Annotated in this window: 14 protein-coding genes; 5 read left to right on the top strand and 9 right to left on the bottom strand. The window is 70.8% G+C overall.

Annotation, left to right across the window (positions count from 1 at the left end):
* Nucleotides 1–71: 71 nt before the first annotated feature.
* Nucleotides 72–536: an SseB family protein gene (locus MTR79_RS00215; RefSeq protein WP_019525905.1), complete on the top strand. Its 465-nt coding sequence runs from the start codon at nt 72–74 to the stop codon at nt 534–536.
* Between the two features lie 117 nt (nt 537–653).
* On the top strand, nt 654–1,634 hold the full coding sequence (locus MTR79_RS00220; protein ID WP_086703808.1) for a pirin family protein: 981 nt from the start codon (nt 654–656) through the stop codon (nt 1,632–1,634).
* Nucleotides 1,635–1,674: 40 nt separating this feature from the next.
* Here MTR79_RS00220 and MTR79_RS00225 read toward each other — a convergent pair whose 3' ends face one another.
* Nucleotides 1,675–3,819: a SpoIIE family protein phosphatase gene (locus tag MTR79_RS00225; RefSeq protein ID WP_086703807.1), complete on the bottom strand. Its 2,145-nt coding sequence runs from the start codon at nt 3,817–3,819 to the stop codon at nt 1,675–1,677.
* A gap of 179 nt (nt 3,820–3,998) precedes the next feature.
* On the opposite strand from MTR79_RS00225, the gene aspS reads away from it, so the two are divergent.
* On the top strand, nt 3,999–5,762 hold the full coding sequence (gene aspS, locus MTR79_RS00230; RefSeq protein WP_086703805.1) for an aspartate--tRNA ligase: 1,764 nt from the start codon (nt 3,999–4,001) through the stop codon (nt 5,760–5,762).
* A gap of 68 nt (nt 5,763–5,830) precedes the next feature.
* Here the strand turns inward: aspS and MTR79_RS00235 are convergent, their stop codons facing one another.
* From MTR79_RS00235 to MTR79_RS00260, 6 genes are all read right to left on the bottom strand, one after another.
* Entirely contained in the window at nt 5,831–6,745 is a 915-nt protein-coding gene (locus tag MTR79_RS00235) for a hypothetical protein (protein WP_244788644.1), read from the bottom strand.
* Between the two features lie 89 nt (nt 6,746–6,834).
* A complete protein-coding gene (locus MTR79_RS00240) occupies nt 6,835–7,200 on the bottom strand; it encodes a PH domain-containing protein (RefSeq protein ID WP_048457137.1) in 366 nt (121 codons plus the stop codon).
* A 126-nt stretch (nt 7,201–7,326) separates the two neighbouring features.
* Complete coding sequence (locus tag MTR79_RS00245) at nt 7,327–10,020, bottom strand: ATP-binding protein (RefSeq protein ID WP_244788646.1); 2,694 nt, start codon at nt 10,018–10,020, stop codon at nt 7,327–7,329.
* A gap of 9 nt (nt 10,021–10,029) precedes the next feature.
* Complete coding sequence (locus MTR79_RS00250; protein ID WP_086703799.1) at nt 10,030–10,554, bottom strand: hypothetical protein; 525 nt, start codon at nt 10,552–10,554, stop codon at nt 10,030–10,032.
* Between the two features lie 102 nt (nt 10,555–10,656).
* On the bottom strand, nt 10,657–12,273 hold the full coding sequence (gene metG / locus MTR79_RS00255; protein ID WP_244788648.1) for a methionine--tRNA ligase: 1,617 nt from the start codon (nt 12,271–12,273) through the stop codon (nt 10,657–10,659).
* A gap of 124 nt (nt 12,274–12,397) precedes the next feature.
* A complete protein-coding gene (locus MTR79_RS00260) occupies nt 12,398–14,149 on the bottom strand; it encodes a VWA domain-containing protein (protein ID WP_244788650.1) in 1,752 nt (583 codons plus the stop codon).
* A 276-nt stretch (nt 14,150–14,425) separates the two neighbouring features.
* Here MTR79_RS00260 and MTR79_RS00265 point away from each other — a divergent pair, with 276 nt between their 5' ends.
* Nucleotides 14,426–16,495, top strand: coding sequence for a PhoX family protein (locus MTR79_RS00265; protein ID WP_244788652.1), 2,070 nt, complete (start codon nt 14,426–14,428; stop codon nt 16,493–16,495).
* A gap of 26 nt (nt 16,496–16,521) precedes the next feature.
* Here MTR79_RS00265 and MTR79_RS00270 read toward each other — a convergent pair whose 3' ends face one another.
* Complete coding sequence (locus MTR79_RS00270; RefSeq protein ID WP_244788655.1) at nt 16,522–17,445, bottom strand: LysR family transcriptional regulator; 924 nt, start codon at nt 17,443–17,445, stop codon at nt 16,522–16,524.
* A 202-nt stretch (nt 17,446–17,647) separates the two neighbouring features.
* On the opposite strand from MTR79_RS00270, the gene snpA reads away from it, so the two are divergent.
* Nucleotides 17,648–18,334 carry a snapalysin gene (gene snpA / locus MTR79_RS00275; RefSeq protein ID WP_048457131.1) on the top strand — a complete coding sequence of 229 codons (687 nt, stop codon included), beginning with the start codon at nt 17,648–17,650 and terminating at the stop codon, nt 18,332–18,334.
* 62 nt (nt 18,335–18,396) lie between these two features.
* Here the strand turns inward: snpA and MTR79_RS00280 are convergent, their stop codons facing one another.
* The gene (locus tag MTR79_RS00280; RefSeq protein WP_244788657.1) at nt 18,397–19,368 is read right to left on the bottom strand and encodes an endonuclease/exonuclease/phosphatase family protein; all 972 of its coding nucleotides are present in this window, start codon (nt 19,366–19,368) and stop codon (nt 18,397–18,399) included.
* Nucleotides 19,369–19,501 lie beyond the last annotated feature (133 nt).

The following is a 19,501-nucleotide window of genomic DNA, read 5'->3' on the forward strand; positions in this document are numbered from 1 at the left end:
GGTAATAAGAAGCAACCCCGATCCGGACATCTGTGACCCAGCCCTCGCGCGGGGTCAGTAGTCTGTGCGCCATGTACGGCTACGACCAGAGTGCGGGGACCCAGCAGGGTTACGTGCCGCCGCAGCAGCAGATGCCGGGCGGGTACGGGCAGCAGGCGCCGGCGTATCCCGAACCGTCCGCGCCCTCGCTCGCCGACGCCGTGCGCGCGTTCACCACGGGCCAGATGGCGGCGGAGGACTTCCAGCAGATCTTCGCGACGTCCAAGGTCTACTGCCCGCGCGGTGACAACCCCGGATTCCTCGCCCTGCACAACACCCAGCAGCCCGTGATCCCGATGTTCACGTCGCTCAAGGAGCTGAGGCGGTACGCCGGCAAGGAGTCCAAGTACTTCGTGATCACCGGCGCCGAGGTGATCGACCTGCTGCCCACCGGCTACGGCTTCGTGCTCGACATGGAGGGCGAGCACCGGATGGTGTTCGACGCCAAGGCCGTGGAGCAGATGGTCGAGTTCGCGATGCGCCGCATGTACGGCTGACGCCAGACCCTGTGACCGCCGCACGGAGCCCGGAGGGAATTCCCTCCGGGCTTTGCCGGTTCGAGGTGGCAGGAAGTTCAACGCTCAACTAAACTGGGCGTACCCAAGGAGGTACCGATGCCTGCAGTGACCGTCGAGAACCCGCTGACGCTGCCCCGTGTGACCGCTTCCGCCGACGCCGTGGCCCGCCCCGTGCTGGCCGTCACGACCGCTCCCAGCGGTTTCGAGGGCGAGGGCTTCCCGGTGCGCCGGGCGTTCGCGGGGATCAACTACCGCCATCTCGACCCGTTCATCATGATGGACCAGATGGGTGAGGTGGAGTACGCGCCGGGCGAGCCCAAGGGCACCCCCTGGCACCCCCACCGCGGCTTCGAGACCGTCACCTACATCATCGACGGGATCTTCGACCACCAGGACTCCAACGGCGGTGGCGGCACCATCACCAACGGCGACACCCAGTGGATGACGGCCGGCTCCGGCCTGCTCCACATCGAGGCGCCGCCGGAGCACCTGGTGATGTCCGGCGGGCTGTTCCACGGCCTCCAGCTGTGGGTGAACCTCCCCGCCAAGGACAAGATGATGGCGCCCCGCTACCAGGACATCCGCAGCCGCAGCGTCCAGCTGCTCACCTCCCCGGACGGCGGCGCGCTGCTCCGCGTCATCGCCGGCGAGCTGGACGGCCACGAGGGCCCGGGCATCACGCACACGCCGATCACGATGATCCACGCCACGCTCGCCCCCGGCGCGGAGGTCACCCTGCCCTGGCGGGAGGACTTCAACGGCCTGGCGTACGTCATGGCCGGCCGCGGCTCGGTGGGCGCCGAGCGGCGTCCGATCCACCTCGGCCAGACCGCGGTGTTCGGCGCCGGCGGCTCGCTGACCGTCCGCGCGGACGAGCAGCAGGACTCCCACACGCCGGACCTGGAGGTCGTCCTGCTCGGCGGCCGTCCCATCCGCGAGCCCATGGCGCACTACGGGCCGTTCGTGATGAACACCAAGGACGAGCTGATGCAGGCCTTCGAGGACTTCCAGAAGGGGCGCCTCGGCACCGTCCCCGCCGTCCACGGCATGACGGAGAAGGGCCCCGACCAGGACTGAGCCCTGGTCCGCCCGCGGGATGTCGCGGCGACGGCCCCGGTCACCCGGGGCCGTCGCCGTTCCTCGGTTCGTAGAGTTCGAACCAGATGCTCTTGCCGCGGCCGCGCGGGGCGACGCCCCAGGTGTGGGCGAGGAGCTCGATCAGCAGCAGGCCACGGCCCGAGGACGCCAGCTCGCCCGGGCGGCGCGGATGCGGGAGGTCGTCGCCCGAGTCGGTGACCTCGACCCGGATACGGCGGCCGTCGCCGCCGTCCGTGACCTCGGCGAGCAGCAGCGCGTCGGAGTCGGTGTGCACCAGCACGTTGGTCAGCACCTCCGACAGCAGCAGCACCGCCGAGTCCACCTGGTCCGGCGAGTCCCAGTCGTGCAGCAGCTCCCGCAGCTGCTGCCGGGCGACGGACACCCGCTCCGGCTCGGCCTGCGCCACCGTGAGCGCCGTGCGGCGCACCGGGGGCGGCGCCGTGTCCTCCGCGCCGCAGCCGCAGGCGGCACCCTGCCGGGTGAGCAGCAGCAACGCTATGTCGTCCTCGCGGCGGTCGGCCAGCGGCCCGGTGGTGTGGTGCGACGAGGGACCGTGCACCGCCTGCACCAGCGCGTCGGCCAGCTCCTCCTGCGTGCCGTGGTGCCGCTCCAGGATCTCCCGCAGCCGCTGCCAGCCGCTGTCCAGGTCGTGCCCGCCGGTCTCGATCAGCCCGTCCGTGCAGATCAGCAGCGTCTCGCCGGACTCCAGGATCAGCCGGGTGGTCGGGTAGTCGGCGTCCGGGTCGATGCCCAGCGGCAGCCCGCCCGCCGTCGGCCGGGTCAGCACCGTCCCGTCGTCCATCCGGATCACCGGCTCGGGATGCCCGGCCCGGGCCACCTCCAGCACACCCGTCGCCGGGTCGACCTCGGCGTACAGACAGGTCGCGAAGCGCAGATCGGCCGAGTCCTCGCCGATGCCGTGCAGGAAGCGGGAGGCGCGGGCCAGCACGGCGTCCGGCCGGTGCCCCTCCGAGGCGTACGCCCGCAGCGCTATCCGCAACTGGCCCATCAGCCCCGCCGCCCGTACGTCGTGACCCTGCACATCACCGATGACCAGCGCGAACCGCCCTCCCCCGGACGTCGTCCCGGAGGCGCCCTGGGGCAGCGGGATCACGTCGTACCAGTCACCGCCCACCTGGAGGCCGCCGCCGGTCGGGACGTAGCGGGCGGTGACGTCCATGCCCGGGATGCCCGGCCCGAGCTTCGGCATCATCGTGCGCTGGAGGCCCTCGGTGAGCTCCTTCTCGGTCTCCGCCGTGCCCGCGCGGGACAGCGCCTGGGCCAGCATCCGGGCCACCGTGGTCAGCACGGACCGCTCGTCGGGGGTGAAGGCGACCGGGTAGGCGAAGGCGGCCAGCCAGGCGCCCATGGTGCGGCCGGAGGCGGTCAGCGGCAGGAACGCCCAGGACTGGCGCCCGAAGCGCTGGGCGAGCGGCCAGGTGAGCGGGTAGCGCGCCTTGTACTCCTCCGGGGAGGAGATGTAGACCGCGCGGCCGGTGCGCACCACCTCGGCGGCCGGGTAGTCGGTGTCGAGCGGCATGTAGAACGCGCTGTCGGCGCCGGGCTCGTGCCCGTGGTGGCCGATGATCGTGAGCCGGTCGCCCTCCACGCCGAACACGGCCAGGCCGTCCGGGGTGAACCCCGGCATGGACAGGTTGGCGGCGACCCGCAGCACCTCCTGGGTGGAGCGCGCCTCCGCCAGCGCGCGGCCGGCGTCCAGCAGGAACGCCTCACGGGATCGCCTCCAGTCGCCGGTGACCGCGCTGCGCGCGGCGGGTGTGCCCGGCGTCGGCTCGGTCACCTCCTGGAGGGTCCCGGTCAGGACGTAGGCCTTGCGTTCGGGTTCGTAGGAGGGCTTGGAGCGGCTGCGGGCGACGCGGACGACGTTGTTCTGGTCGTCCATGATCCGGATGCGCACCTCGGCGAGGGTGCCCTCGGCGACGGCCAGCTGGATGATCCCGGTGATCTCGTTCCAGTCGACGGGGTGGAAGCGGGCCCGGACCTGGGCCTGCGTGAGGGTGGCGGGCTCGGCGGGCAGCCCGAGCAGCCCGGCTGCGACGGCATCGACCGTGACCTCTCCGGATGCGGTGTCCCAGTGCCACACGCCGGTTCCGAGGGCGGCGAGGACGTCCCCCAGGGCGGGCAGGGGCTCACCAGTGCGCATTGCACCACTTTATGAAGATGCTCCCGGAAACTTCCACCCATGTCGTTCGGCCGACCCTCTCGGTGACCCCTGGCCGCCCCCGGGAAAGGGCGGAGCGGCGATCTTGGCCCGGCCGGTAGGCTTGGGGGGAGTTTCACGTGAAACAACGACCCCGATCCGCGAAGGCTGGATGAACGACGATGCATCGGTACAGGTCCCACACCTGCGGCGAGCTCCGCGCCTCTGACGTCGGCACCGACGTCCGGCTGAGTGGCTGGCTGCACAATCGGCGCGACCTGGGCGGCATCCTCTTCATCGATCTGCGCGATCACTACGGGATCACCCAGCTGGTGGCCCGACCGGGCACCGAGGCGTACGAGGCGCTCGACAAGCTCTCCAAGGAGACCGTGGTCCGCGTCGACGGCAAGGTCGTCTCGCGCGGTGCGGAGAACGTCAACCCCGACCTGCCGACCGGTGAGGTCGAGGTCGAGGTCTCCGCGGTCGAGGTGCTGGGCGAGGCGGCCCCGCTGCCCTTCACCATCAACACCGAGGACGGTGTCAACGAGGAGCGGCGCCTGGAGTACCGCTTCCTCGACCTGCGCCGCGAGCGCATGCACCGCAACATCATGCTGCGCACGCAGGTCATCTCGGCGATCCGTCAGAAGATGACCGCCCTGGGCTTCAACGAGATGACCACGCCGATCCTGTCCGCGACCTCCCCCGAGGGCGCGCGCGACTTCGTGGTCCCGTCCCGCCTGAACCCCGGCAAGTTCTACGCGCTGCCGCAGGCCCCGCAGCAGTTCAAGCAGCTGCTGATGATCTCGGGCTTCGACCGCTACTTCCAGATCGCGCCCTGCTTCCGCGACGAGGACGCCCGCGCCGACCGCTCGCCGGGCGAGTTCTACCAGCTCGACGTCGAGATGAGCTTCGTCGAGCAGGAGGACGTCTTCCAGCCGATCGAGAAGCTCATGACCGAGCTGTTCGAGGAGTTCGGCAACGGCCGTCACGTCACGTCGCCGTTCCCGCGCATCCCGTTCCGCGAGGCGATGCTGAAGTACGGCTCCGACAAGCCGGACCTGCGCGCCCAGCTGGAACTCGTCGACATCACCGACGTCTTCGAGGGCTCGGAGTTCAAGGCGTTCGCCGGCAAGCACGTGCGCGCGCTGCCCGTGCCGGACGTCTCCGGCCAGCCGCGCAAGTTCTTCGACCAGCTCGGCGACTACGCGGTCACGCAGGGCGCGAAGGGCCTGGCGTGGGTGCGCGTCGGCGAGGACAGCTCGCTGACCGGCCCGATCGCGAAGTTCCTCACCGAGGAGAACGTCGCGGAGCTGACCAAGCGGCTCGCCCTGGCACCCGGCCACGCGGTCTTCTTCGGCGCGGGCGAGTTCGACGAGGTCTCGAAGATCATGGGCGCGGTCCGCGTCGAGGCCGCCAAGCGCGCCGGCCACTTCGAGGAGAACGTCTTCCGCTTCTGCTGGATCGTCGACTTCCCGATGTACGAGAAGGACGAGGAGACCGGCGCGATCGACTTCTCGCACAACCCCTTCTCGATGCCGCAGGGCGGCCTTGAGGCCCTGGAGACCCAGGACCCGCTGGACATCCTGGGCTGGCAGTACGACATCGTCTGCAACGGCGTCGAGCTGTCCTCCGGCGCGATCCGGAACCACGAGCCGGAGATCATGCTCAAGGCGTTCGAGATCGCGGGCTACGACCGCGAGACGGTCGAGGAGAAGTTCGCCGGCATGCTCCGCGCGTTCCGCTTCGGCGCCCCGCCGCACGGCGGCATCGCCCCCGGCGTGGACCGCATCGTGATGCTCCTCGCCGACGAGCCGAACATCCGCGAGACGATCGCCTTCCCGCTCAACGGCAACGCCCAGGACCTCATGATGGGCGCCCCGACGGAGCTGGAGGAGGCCCGCCTGAAGGAGCTGCACCTGTCGGTGCGGAAGCCTCAGCCGAAGTAGTCGCCGCTTGCGCGAAGGGCCCGGAACCGTTTGGGTTCCGGGCCTTTGCCGTTGCCGCCGACGGCGCCTCAGGGCACAGGCGTCTCGTCGGCGAAGAGGTCCTCGGCCCTGGAGGCGGTCAGGGAGCGGTCGAACCAGGCGGTGAGGGTGTCGAGATCGAGGCAGGCGGTTACTCGCTGCCGGACGTCGTCCGAGATGGGGACACCGCGCACTGTCAGCGCACGCAGGATGTCTTCCGCCTTGCCCTCGGCCTTCCCTTCGCTTTTTCCTTCGCTCTTTCCTTCGAGGTACTTCTCCTCGAAGAGTGTTCCGTGTCCCGGGAAGTGGGTGACGACGTTCTGCATCAGCTTCCTCCAGTTGTCCCTGGCCGGAGTGGACTCCAGCCCGACCTCCACGACTTCGAACCAGTACTCCGTGACGCTCGGTTTGAAGGACACGAGTCCGCGGGCGACCGCCTCCAGTATGGCCGAGGCCCGCTTGCTCTGGCTGTGCACGATGGCCGACAGCACCGCGAGAGCCGGCTGCTGGGCCACCACCGCCTCGTCGGTGACCTCCGGGACGGTTTGCGGTCCCAGCACGAAGGGGCGGGTGACCTGCGTCGTCCAGGGACCGACCGCGCACTCGAAAGGACCCATGGCCCAGGCCGCCGTCGACGGGTCACGGCAGACCGCGACCAACAGCACAGGCAGGTCGTACTTGGCGCGCAGGTACGAGACGTAGTACGCCCAGTTCCTCGCCTTCTCCGGGTCCTTCTTCGTCTGGGCCTCGACGGCCAGGACGAAGTGCTCTCCCATGTCGGGCTCGAACATCAGGACCGTGTCGGCGCGGCGCTCCACCGGACGGATCTCGGTCGCGTCCGGGGAGAGCTCGTGGAAGTCCGTCTTGGCCGGCGGCGGCAGCCCCAGTGCCTCGAAGACGGGGGCGAGGGCCTCCGGATGCTCCTGGAAGAGCCGGTGGGAGGCCTCGTGTGTAGCGGTGACCATGAGCGGCACGCTAGGGCGCTCATGGTCCCGAGTCGGCTGCCGAGCGGGCGCGTTCACCCGTTCGAGGACGGAAGGAACGTTCCCTCCGGTCAGCGGGCGACGAACTGGGTGAGGATCGCCTGGACCTCGTAGATGTCGACGCCCTTGGTGAAGGTCTTCTGGATGGGGGTCGGGGCGCCGGAGATCCAGATCTTCAGTTCGGCGTCGAGGTCGAAGTGGCCAGCGGTCTCCACGGCGAAGTGGGAGATGCTGCGGTACGGGATCGAGTGGTACTCGGTCTTCTTGCCGGTGATGCCCTGCTTGTCGACCAGGATCAGGCGGCGGTCCGTGAACAGGATCGTGTCGCGTATCAGCAGGAACGCCGCGTGCACCTGCTCGCCGTGTCCCAGGAGCCGGGCGTAGTCCTGCTGGGCCTTGGCCGGGTCGACGGTGTGCGCGTTGCCGAAGAGTGCCATGGTGCGGATCCCCCCATGTGTCGTGAGCGCGGCCGGACGTTGGGGCCGCCTTGACGCGATCTTCGCAAAGGGCGCAGCCCCGGAGAAGAGGGGGTTCACTCCCGGGGCCGTGCTGTAGCGCGCGTGTTACGCGGACGTCGGGCGGCGCAGGTGGTAGCCGGGCACAGGGCCGAGGCGTTCGCCGTCCACGTCGATGCTGTCCGACCAGTCGCGTCGCTCGAGGGGGGCCAGGAGTGACTCAAGGGTGCAGGACCACACCTCACACAATGCACGGATGAATGGTCCGTACAGGCTGCTCGACAGGCGCCACCAGACCTTTTGCCAGGAGACTGTGGGGTGGTCGCGGGCGAACTCGTAGGCGGAATCACGGTTGGCGGCGTACGGGAACACCTCCGTCAACGGTGACGTGGTTCCGTACTGGCAGATGACGAGGCAGTTGTCGGGCAGCCGGACGGGTTCTCCGGACATCGGGTGACGGACCGCGGGCGGCCGTGACTGCCAGATGAGAGGCCAGCCGAAACACAGGAAGATGTCATCATGCCGTTCTGCCCATGCGGGCACGTCGGACAACCGCAGCACACCTTGTGCGCTCCAGGCGAAGGCGATGTCGTCGGAGAGCGGGGCGGACGCACAGTGCAGGGTGTAGGCGAGCTCCATCTGCAGCGAGTCGTCGAAGAGCCCGGCATCGCGCAGGCGTCGTGTCTGACCGTGTATCCACCGCCGCATCTGATCTCGGGTGGCGACAAGAGCGGCTTTGTCCCGTGACGCCCGGCTGGGCTGTCCGGTGAGGTATCCGGCGAACGCGAGCGACGTGTCGGAGAGGAACCCGTTGACCGTGACCACGCCCGGGTGATCGCGTTGTCCCTGATGGTTCAGGCTGCTCCACAGCATGGCGAGCCCGACGCGCCGTCCCTTGTCGTCGCAGACCTCCGTCGCCCTGCTGACGAAGTCGTCGCGCATCTGGAGGCGAACCTTCTCCTCCCCGGCGCGCCCTTTCACCGCCTGCGGCGGGTAGAGGCGGTCGAACACCTCCTCCCGTGAGCCGGAGTCGAGGGAGAAGGGCGGGAGAATCTCCGGACCGCTTGCGTCCGGTTCCCACGTGTGGATGGGCACCGCGTTCTCCAGGACGAGACGCTGGGCGAGTTGGGCCAGCCGTTCGTCGTCGGTCCGGTGGAACAACCCGTCGGACGCATAGGGACTCTTCGCCAGTCTCACCCGCACCGTCGTCCCCTCCGGCACCCACCCCTGCCCCGGCACCGGGGTGAGCAGCGGGCGGTGCGAGGGGCCGTGGAAGGTGAGGCGGCGGGCATCGGCGAGGGAGGCGTCGTAGCGGCGGGTGGTCAGTTCGACCTCGTCGCCCAGGAGGAACACCGAGAAGAAGCCGATGCCGAAGCGGCCGCTGGGGCGGAAGCCGCCGTCGGCCAGGCCGGGCAGCCGGTTGCGGACGCTGGTGGAACTCCAGCCGCTGGTGCCGAAGTCGAGCAGTCCGTGGACCAGGGTCTCCTCGTCCATGCCGGTGCCGGAGTCGCGTACCTCCAGGCACCAGTCGCCGTCGGTCTCGGTCAGGCGGACCTCCACCTGGCCCAGCGGGAAGTCCGGCTGGAGCGTCTGTCGGGCCAGCACGGCGTCCTGGGCGTTCTGCACCAGTTCCCGTAGGGCGACCTCCGGCTCGTCCCCGTAGAGCTGCCGGCCGCCGAGTGTGCCGACCAGGGACGGGATGTCGGAGACCTTGACCGTCGCGTCGATGGGGCGCCAGTCCTGAGCGCGGAACAGTTCGGCGAAGCGTTCCGGGGAGTCGACGCCGGCGACGGCGCGCGCCGCGAGCCGGTCCCGGCCGAGGTCGTGCAGCAGCGCGTCGACGGCCTTGAGCTCGCGGTCGATGCCGCGCAGGTACTCCAGTGCCAGCCACCAGGAGGTCGCGTCCTGTGGAGGGAAGGGGCGCAGGGAGCTGTAGGTGACGCGGTCGCCGTTGCGGTACGGGCGGCTGATGTGTTCTTGGAACCGCCAGTGCTCACGGGACACTCCGCGCGGCCGTCGCAGGGAGAACAGGAAGCTGGGGGCGCGGCGGCTGTCGACCTGCGTGGCGTCGGCGAGACGCAGGATGCACGCCAGCTTGAGCGGTTCGATGATCCACTCACTGGGCTGCCAGGGCAGCGACCCGATCGAGTGCCGGAACTCCCGGGCCAGGCGGTCCACGGGCCACCAGTGACTGGCGGCGAGGTCCCCGGTCAGTGGGCCGTACCACTCTCGCAGCTGCACCTCGTCGATCAGATGGATCTCGTTGCCCGTGCTGCTCCTCCACGGCTGGTCCACCAGCCGTTTCGCCTGCTCCGCGTGGGTCTCGCGGATCGCAGTCGCCACGCACGCCTCGGCGATCTCCGCGGGCGGTTCCTCCAGCTCGCCGCGCTCCGGCCAGCAGCCCTCCTGCTCGTAGTAGGCCAGCGACACCAGGTCGCGCCAGCGCTTCTCGCCCAGCGCCTCCGGCACGGTCGTCCCGTAGGCGGCCGTTCCCATCGCCGCGTCGTGCAGCACGAACGCGCAGCCCAGGACGTACGCCTCGGCCGGGTTCAGGGTGACCGCGTCGCCACAGACGAGGTCGGCCGTCTCCCACAGCGCGTCCACGTGGCTGATGTCGTGCACGGTGAAGTCCGGCATGCTCCGGGCGTTCTCCTCCAGGAGGACGGCGGCCTTCCGCCGTAACTCCGTGTACGACGTGCGCAACCGCTCCCGTTGCTCCGCGTGCGGGTCGGGGCCGGGCCCCGGGCGGGCGGCGAGTGTGTTCTTCCACAGGGACGTGTTCGTGTGGACGTGCTGGGTCACGGGGGACGGTCACCTCATCGCGGGCAGCAGGAACAGGCCGGCGAGCACCCACATGGTGATCACCGACACGAGGATGAAGAGCACCACGTACGTCTCGTACCAGCGCAGGAAATTGCCGGGGCGGGGACGCGTGCGGAAGCCGGGGCCGACGAGCTCGTCGGTGATGTCGCACTCCTCGTGGCGGTAGTCGAGCCAGGAGAGCGCCCCTACGACGATCAGGATGCCGGTGAAGACGGCCACGACGGTCGTCAGTGTCAGCAGGCCGATCACTCCGCCGCGCGCGGTGTCCGCCTCCAACTCCCATGTGCGGTAGCCGACGAAAAGCGCCAGTGCCGCGGCGACCAGCGTGGTGGCAAGGGTCTGGTAGATCGCGAGGAACCGGTGTGCGTTCTCGTTCACCGTCTGGATCTGCTGCAGGACGTACCGGTAGCGCTCCAGCGCGAGCTCGTTGCGCAGGGCCGCGGTGTCCGGCGTCCCGGAGTCCGCCGAGTCCGTGGTGCCCGTGTCCGGGCGCGTCTGTTCCGTCTCCCCCATGCCCCCCATAGCCCCCACCCGTAGGCCTGCCGTCACCACAGCTATACCCGGAAAGGCCCGGGAACACAGGGTTCCCGGGCCTTTCGACGCGCGTCGTGCGTGTTACGCGGCCGGCTTCTCCTCCAGGCGGGGGAAGAGGACCGCGCCCTTGGTGACCGTGGAGCCGGACGGGAGGAGGCCCCAGGTGCCGGCCTCCTGGACCTTCTGGCCGGCGAGGGCGCCCAGGGCGGGCTCCGCGCCGAGGGAGTCCCACAGCTTCTGGGAGGTCTCCGGCATCACCGGGTTGAGCAGGACCGCCACCGCGCGGAGCGACTCCGCGGCCGTGTAGAGGATCGTCGCCAGGCGGGCCTTGCCCTCCGGCGAATCGTCCTTCGCGACCTTCCAGGGCTCCTGCTCGGTGATGTAGCCGTTGACCTGCTTCACGAAGTCGAAGACCGCCAGGATGCCGCCCTGGAAGTCCAGCTCCTCGCCGATCTTCCGGTCGGCCTCCGCGACGGCCTTCGCCAGGCCCTCGTGGATCGCCTTCTCCGCGTCGCCGTCGGCCGTCGCGGCCGGCAGCTCACCGCCGAAGTACTTGCCGACCATCGCTGCCACGCGGGAGGCGAGGTTGCCGTAGTCGTTCGCCAGCTCGCTGGTGTAGCGGGCGGAGAAGTCCTCCCAGGAGAAGGAGCCGTCCTGGCCGAACGCGATGGCGCGCAGGAAGTACCAGCGGTACGCGTCCACGCCGAAGTGCGAGGTCAGGTCCTGCGGCTTGATGCCGGTCAGGTTCGACTTGCTCATCTTCTCGCCGCCGACCATCAGCCAGCCGTTCGCGGCGACCTTCCCGGGCAGCGGGAGGCCCTGCGCCATCAGCATGGCCGGCCAGATGATCGCGTGGAAGCGGAGGATGTCCTTGCCGACCAGGTGCACGTCGGCGGGGAAGGTCGACTCGAACTTCTCCGGGTTCTCGTTGTAGCCGACCGCCGTCGCGTAGTTCAGCAGCGCGTCGACCCACACGTAGATCACGTGCTTGTCGTCCCACGGGACCTGGACGCCCCAGTCGAACGTCGAGCGCGAGATGGAGAGGTCCTGCAGGCCCTGGCGCACGAAGTTCACGACCTCGTTGCGCGCGGACTCGGGCTGGATGAAGCCCGGGTTGGCCTCGTAGTGCGCGAGGAGCTTCTCGCTGTACTCGCTGAGCTTGAAGAAGTAGTTCTCCTCGCTGAGGATCTCCACCGGCTTCTTGTGGATCGAGCACAGCTTCTGGCCCGCGTACTCGCCCTCGCCGTCGAGCAGCTCGCCGGGGAGCTTGTACTCCTCGCAGCCCACGCAGTACGGGCCCTCGTAGCCGCCCTTGTAGATCTCGCCCTTGTCGTACAGGTCCTGCACGAACTCCTGGACGCGGTCGGTGTGCCGCTTCTGCGTGGTGCGGATGAAGTCGTCGTTCGCGATGTCGAGGTGCTCCCACAGGGGCTGCCAGGCCTCCGTGACGAGCTTGTCGGCCCAGGCCTGCGGGGTGACCCCGTTCGCCTCGGCCGTGCGCATGATCTTCTGACCGTGCTCGTCCGTGCCGGTGAGGTACCACACCTTCTCGCCGCGCTGGCGGTGCCAGCGGGTGAGCACGTCGCCTGCGACGGTCGTGTAGGCGTGGCCCAGGTGAGGAGCGTCGTTGACGTAGTAGATGGGGGTCGTGACGTAGTACGCCTTCGCCCCCTGCTTCTCTGATCCAGTGGCCGCCATGGTCGAAATCCTACTGGTCCCGCGGAGATCGACTCACACGCGTTTCGGGGGGTGGACGGGGGTGGACGGGGTTCCCGTCCGTTCCTCCGTCCACCCCCCGAGGGGTGCGTGAGGGCAGGGGTCCCTACGGGCGCCAGGACGCCAGGACGCCCTCGTACAGCTCCTTGTCCGTGAGCTCGCGAGGGGTGGGGCCGGCGTGGAAGAACGACGTGTTCTCCGTCTTGAGCTTGCGGAGGTAGTCGAACGCCTTGTTGTCGTGCTCGCCGAAGGCGACGAAGGAGAAGAACACGTTGGGGTGGTTCTTCGCGGCCTCGGTGAGGGCCTTCGTGGCCGGGGTCTTCGCGTCGGGGGCGCCGTCCGTCTGGAAGATCACCAGGGCGGGGGTGCCGGCGGGCTCCTTCGCGTGCTGCTCGAGGACGGCCTCCACGGCCGCGTGGTAGCTGGTACGGCCCATCCGGCCGAGGCCCGCGTGCAGCTCGTCGATCTTGTCCTCGTGGTCGGTGAGGGTCAGCTCGCCGGTGCCGTCCAGCTCGGTGGAGAAGAAGGTCACGTGGAGCGTGGCCTCGGGGTCCAGGTGCGCGGCCAGGGCGAGGGTCTGCTCGGCGAGGGCCTGGGCGGAGCCGTCCTTGTAGTACGGGCGCATGGACGCGGAGCGGTCGAGGACGAGGTGGATCTTGGCGCGGGCGCCGGTGAGGCCGTTCTTCTCGAGGACGGTGCCGGCTGCTTTGTAGGCGGTGGTGAGGGTGGTGTTGCGGAGGGCGGAGGCGGGGGTGGCGGGGGTCGCCTTGGGTCCGGCCTCGGCTTCGCCTTCGGCCGGGTTCTCGTTCCCGCCCGCACCACCCGTGCGGGTCTCGTTGTCGGGTGCGGGTGGCCCCTGGGGGGCCTGCTCGCCGTCGGCGGCCGCGGGGGTCGCCTCCGCCGCGGGTTCGGGCTCTGGTGCCTGAGCGGCGGGCTCCGGCTCCGGCGCCGGCGCCGGTTCCGCCTTCGCCTCCGGCTCGACGGTCGCTTCGGGCTCGGCGGTTGCCTTCGGCTCGGGCTTCGCTTCCGGCCGCGGCTCGGCGGCTGCCTTCGGTTCCGGGGCCGCTTCCGGCTTCGCCTCAGGCTCGGCGGTTGCCTTCGGCTCGGCATCCGCTTCGGCCTTCGCCTCGGGCTTCGGCTCGGCTGTGCTCTCGGCCTCCGGCTTGGTCTCAGACTCCGGCTCGGCCTTGGCCTCAGAATCGGCCTCCGGCTGGGCCTCGGCCTCCGGCTGGGCCTCGGCCTCCGGCTGGGCCTCGGCCTCCGGCTGGGCCTCGGCCTCGGACTCCGGCTCAGGGGTCGGTTCCGGTTCGGCCTCCGCCGTCGGTTCCGGAGCCGCTGCGGGTGTCGGCTCCGGGTCAGGGGTTGCCTCGGCCTCGGGCTTCTTGGCTTCCGGTTCGCCGGCCTTCGGCTGCGCCGCCGCCTCCGGCTTGGTCGGCTCCTCGGGCTCGGCGACGGGCTCCGCCGGCTTCGGCTCGGTCTCCGCTGCTGCCGTCGCCTCGGGCGACTCCTCCGGCGCCGGGGCCGTCTGGGGCTCGACGCCGGAAGCCTGCTGCAGCTTCTCCGCCTCGGCGGCCGGCTTCTCCGGCCTCCCCGGCCTCCCCGGCTTCTCCGCCTCGGCCTCCTCCGTCGTCGACGGGCGCGAGGGCCGGGGGACCTCCACCTTGTCGAAGGCCGACCTCACCAGGTCGTGTTCGTCGCTGTCGCGTTGTTCCGGGACCGTCGCGGTGGCGGACGGGTCGGGCGTCGTCAGGGAGGCCGTCTCCGTCACCTCGGCGGCCGGCGCCGCACCCTCCGCTTCGGCCGACCTCGCTTTCCGTGACCGGCCGAACGCGTTCCGCAGGAGAGTGAGAATGCCCATGTGCGCAACCCTTCGCGTGAGTTGATGCCCGTCAAACCCTGGCCAGGACGGACACGTAAGGTTAGCGGCCCTTGGGGGCGATCTTGGGCAGGGTGGGATGTGCGGGATCGTATCTGTCAAGGGCGTGATCCGGCCTGTGCGGGGTCGATGTTCCGCTCCGGCGCACGCCCGTGATGCCGTTCCGGGTTCACCCGCCGTTCACTCCCGCGCCCGGTCGTCGCACCCGTGGGCTCCTACGGTCGCGCTGACACCACGGGCACGCCAAGGAGAGAACACGTGCGCAAGCTGCTGCCGTTGATCGGAACGCCGTCCGGTTCACACCCCGCCGGGCGGTCCGCCCTGACCTGTCGTTTCCGGTGTGGTGACGCCTGCTTCCACGAGGTGCCCAACACCAGTGACAACGAGTACGTCGGTGATGTCGTCGCCGGCGCCCTCAGCCGCCGTTCGGTGATGCGGGCCGCCGCCGTCGTGACCGTCGCCGCGGCGGGCGCCGGTGCCGCCGGTGTCGCCGCCGCGCCCCAGGCGGAAGCGGCCCCGGCCGCGAAGGGACGGCCCCGGCCGCAGAAGGGCGCCCGAGGCCTGCGCTTCACCCCCGTCCCGCCCAACACCCGTGACGCCGTCACCGTGCCGGACGGCTACCGGCAGAACGTCGTCATCCGCTGGGGCGAGCCCATCCTGCGCGGCGCGCCCGCCTTCGACCCCGAGCGGCAGAGCGCCCGCGCGCAGGCCGGACAGTTCGGGTACAACTGCGACTTCCTGGCGCTGCTGCCCCTGAAGGGTGAGCGGAACCGGCAGCTGCTGGTCGCCAACCACGAGTACACCGACGAAATCCTGATGTTCCGGGACTACGACCCGGAGAACCCGACCCGCGAGCAGGTGGAGATCGCCTGGGCCGCGCACGGTCTCGCCGTCGTCGCCGTGGAGGAGGACCGCGGGAACGGCCGGCTCACCGCCGTGAGCCGGCACCACCTCAACCGGCGGCTCACCGCCACCTCCGAGTTCCGGCTCACCGGTCCCGTCGCCGGGTCCGACCTGGTGAAGACCTCCGCCGACCCGACCGGCACCCGGGTGCTCGGCACCCTCAACAACTGCTCCGGCGGCACCACCCCGTGGGGCACCACCCTGCACGGCGAGGAGAACTTCAACCAGTACTTCGCGAACGGCGGCAGCGCCACCGACAAGCGGTACGGCATCGGCACCGGCGCGACCGAGCGCAAGTGGGAGCGGTTCGACAAGCGGTTCGACCTCGCCCAGGAGCCGAACGAGGCCCACCGCTTCGGCTGGGTCGTCGAACTCGACCCGTACGACCCGCACTCCGCGCCCCGTAAGCGCACCGCGCTCGGCCGGTTCAAGCACGAGGCGGCGACCGTGCGGCTCACGCACGACGGGCGGCCTGTCGTCTACTCGGGCGACGACGAGCGGTTCGACTACTTCTACAAGTTCGTCGGCAGCAAGCGGATGCGGCACGACAACAGCCGCGCCGCCCGGGAGCACAACCTGTCGCTGCTCGACGAGGGCACCCTCTACGTCGCGAAACTGACCGGCGACTCGCCCGCGATCGAGATCGACGGCACGGGCAAGCTGCCGAAGGACGGCGAGTTCGACGGCAGCGGCGAGTGGATACCGCTGGCCACCGCCACCGCGCACGGCGCCGTCTCGCACGTGGAGGGCATGACCGCCGAGGAGGTCTTCGTCTTCACGCGGCTCGCCGGCGACAAGGTGGGCGCCACGAAGATGGACCGTCCCGAGGACATCGAGCCGAACCCCGTCACCGGCAAGGTGTACGTCGCGCTCACCAACAACTCCAACCGCGGCACCGGCGCCAACCCCAAGGCGGACGAGGCCAACCCGCGCCACGCCAACAAGCACGGCCACGTCCTGGAGCTCACCGAGCGGTGGAACCGGCCGGAGAGCACCCGGTTCGCCTGGTCGCTGTTCCTCGTCGCGGGCGACCCGGAGGACCCGTCGACCTACTTCGCCGGGTTCCCGAAGGACGCCGTCAGCCCGATCTCCTGCCCGGACAACGTCGCCTTCGACGCGCACGGCAACCTGTGGATCTCCACCGACGGCAGCGCCCTCGGCTCCCACGACGGCCTGTTCGGCGTCGCCACGCGCGGTGAGCGGCGCGGTGAGCTGAAGCAGTTCCTGACCGTGCCGACGGGCGCCGAGACCTGCGGTCCCGTCGTGCAGGACCGACGGGTGCTGGTGGCCGTGCAGCACCCGGGCGAGGTGGACGGGGCGACCGTGGAGCGGCCCGCCAGCACCTGGCCCGACGGCCCCGGCTCGTACGTCCGCCCGGCCGTCGTCGCGGTGTGGCGCGCGGACGGGCGGGACATCGGCGTCTGACGCCGCACGGAGGGTGCCGGGCGGCCTCAGGCCCCCGGCACCAGCTCCTCCAGCCACTCCCGGTACGCGGGCGCCTGCCGGGCCACCTCCTGGTAGGCGTCGGCCAGGTGCGGGTAGACGCCCTCCAGTTCGGTGTCCGTGCGCGCCGCCAGCAGCAGCCGTACGCCCAGCGGGTCGCCGGCGATGCGGCGGACGGCCGTGTCGGGGCGGGAGGGGGAGGTCGGCTGGCAGACGGTGACGACCTCGCCGATCGCGACCAGGGACGCGGCCGTGTGGTAGTCGCCGTGCAGCACGGGCGGGTCGATCCCCGCCTCGCGCAGCATGCGCCGCACCGCGTCCCACTCGCCGTCGACCGCCGGGTCGATCATCCAGCGGTCGTGGGCCAGGTCGGAGAGGTCGACGACCGGGCGGGCGGCGGCCGGGTGGTCGGCGGGCAGGGACACGAACTGCGGTTCGCGGGCGATGAGGACGCGGGAGCGCAGCCCGTCCGGGACGCGCAGCGGGCAGCCCTCCACCTCGTGCACGAACGCCACGTCGAGCTGGCCGTCGGAGACCATGCGCAGCAGGGCGTTGGCGGAGACGTCCATGTGCAGGGTGGGTTCCTGCCAGTGCCGGCGCAGGCGGCGCAGCCAGCCGGCCAGCGCGCGGCTCGCGGTCGAGCCGAGGCGCAGCTGGCGGCCGCCGAGGGCGGCGGCGCGGGCCTCGGTGACCAGGGAGCGCAGCTCGGTGACGAGCGGGCGGGCGCGGCTGAGCACCAGCCGGCCCAGCGGGGTGGGACGGCAGCCCGTGCGCGCGCGGACGAACAGGGCACCGCCCAGCTCCTGTTCGATGCGCCGCAGTTGCGTGCTCAGCGAGGGCTGGGCCACGCCGAGCTGGCGTGCGGCGCGGTGGAGACTGCCGGTGTCGGCAATCGCGCACAGCGCCCTGAGGTGCCGGACCTCAAGCTCCATGTCCAGGGAGGGTAAGCGGGAAGTTCAGGTTTCACCAGACATACAAATCCCGTCCGTTCAGGCGGAGTCGGGCGGGCGCGACGGCATGGCCGGAGTCCGGCGATAACGCGGTCCTATCACCGGTTGCCATCATCACAGCCGCCGTGAGGGCGCGGACACTCACCGATGACGTGTGACTCACCCCCACCACAAGGAGTCATCGATGCGCATGCGCATGCCCATGTCCGTTGTCACCGCCGCGGGCCTGAGCCTCACCGCCCTCGGCTTCGGCACCGCCCCGGCCACGGCGGCCCCCGCCCCGCTCGACACCGGGTCGCTCGCCTCGATCGCCGCGTACGACGGTTCCTCGGAGGAAGCGGCGGCGAACCGCGCGTTCTTCGAGGCCGTGCTGAAGTCGGCGGCCGAGAAGCGGGCGGCGAACCCGTCGAGCGCGGCGGCCGTCACCGTCGTCTACAACGCCTCCCGGGCGCCTTCGTTCGCCACACAGATAGCCCGCAGCACGCAGATCTGGAACAGCTCGGTCTCGAACGTGAGACTCCAGGCCGGCACGTCGGGCGCGGACTTCTCGTACTACGAGGGCAACGACTCGCGCGGCTCGTACGCGTCCACCGACGGTCACGGCCGGGGGTACATCTTCCTCGACTACCGGCAGAACCAGATCTACGACTCCACGCGCGTGACCGCGCACGAGACCGGTCACGTGCTGGGTCTGCCGGACCACTACTCCGGTCCGTGCAGCGAGCTGATGTCCGGTGGCGGCCCCGGCCCGTCCTGCACCAACGCCTACCCGAACTCGGCCGAGCGGTCGCGGGTGAACCAGCTGTGGGCCAACGGCTTCGCCGCCGCGCTCGACCAGGCGGAGAAGGCGCTGGAGAAGTCCGGCCGCTGATCCGCGCGTGTCCCGTCCGGTGCGGGCCGTCCCTTCCGCGGGGGGCGGCCCGCACCGCCGTGTCACCGGCCGGTGTGGAGGGTGAGGTCGACCAGGACCGCGCGATGGTCGGTGTCACCGAGGTCGAGGAAGCGGGCGCGGTCCGCGGTGAACTCCTCGGAGACCAGGACGTGGTCGATCTGGGCGCCGAACGCCGGGGCGGTGCGGGCGGGCCAGGTCGGCGTGCGGTCGGCGCCGTCGAGCCGGGCCGCGTCGCGCAGTCCGGTGTCGAGGATGCGGCGGAACGCGGCGTGGTCCTGGGTGGCGTTGAAGTCGCCGGCGAGGACGGCCGGGAGGCCGGGTGCGGCTTTCGCCGCGTCCCGGATCCCGGCCAGCTCCCGCTGCCACACCGGCACCTGGTCGGGCAGCGGCGGCATGGGGTGCGCCAGTTGCAGGCGTACGGTGCGGCCGCCGACGTCGGCGGTGGCGCCGGGCATCCCCATCGTGCCGGGGACCGGCGGGGTGGGTGTGAGCGGGAGACGGCTGAGGATGACGGAGCCCTTGGAGCCGTCGCCCTCGACGGCGCTGCGGTGCGGGTGGGTGGCGGACAGGTCGCGCTCCAGGACGGCGCCGCAGCGTCGGTCGCACTCCTGGACGAAGACGAGGTCGGGCTTCTCACGGCGTACGGCGTCGACGAGGGGGCCGGTCGCCCTGCCGTACTCGACGTTCGCGGTCAGCACCCGCAGCCGGGCGACGGGCGGGCCGGCCGGGTCGTCCGTCTTTCCGTACGGCTCGATGTACCAGGCCAGCAGGCCGAGCAGGGCCACGCCCCACACGGCGCCGGTCCACCAGCGGGCCCGCAGGGTGAGGAGGAGGCCGGCGGCGGTGGGGAGCAGCAGCCAGGGCAGGAGGGCGAGGAGCTGGGGTACGGGGGTGACGGCGTCGGTGTCGGCCGCGCGGCAGCCGACGACCACGCTCACCGCGGCGAACAGCAGCGCCGCGAGCCAGGCGCCGGGTCGCCGCGGCTGTTCCGCCCCGTCCCCCGCAGTTTCCAACGTGGCCGCCTCCTGTCGAACGGGCTCGAACCCGCATCTTCCCTCAGGGACGAGCAGCGTGCGGTCGTGCCGTTGGGGCGCGGGCGGCACCTTTGCAGGGCGCTTCGCTTGGGCTCGGACTCCCTGTGCCTGA

Source organism: Streptomyces sp. BJ20 (assembly GCF_022869105.1).
GTDB lineage: Bacteria > Actinomycetota > Actinomycetes > Streptomycetales > Streptomycetaceae > Streptomyces > Streptomyces griseoincarnatus.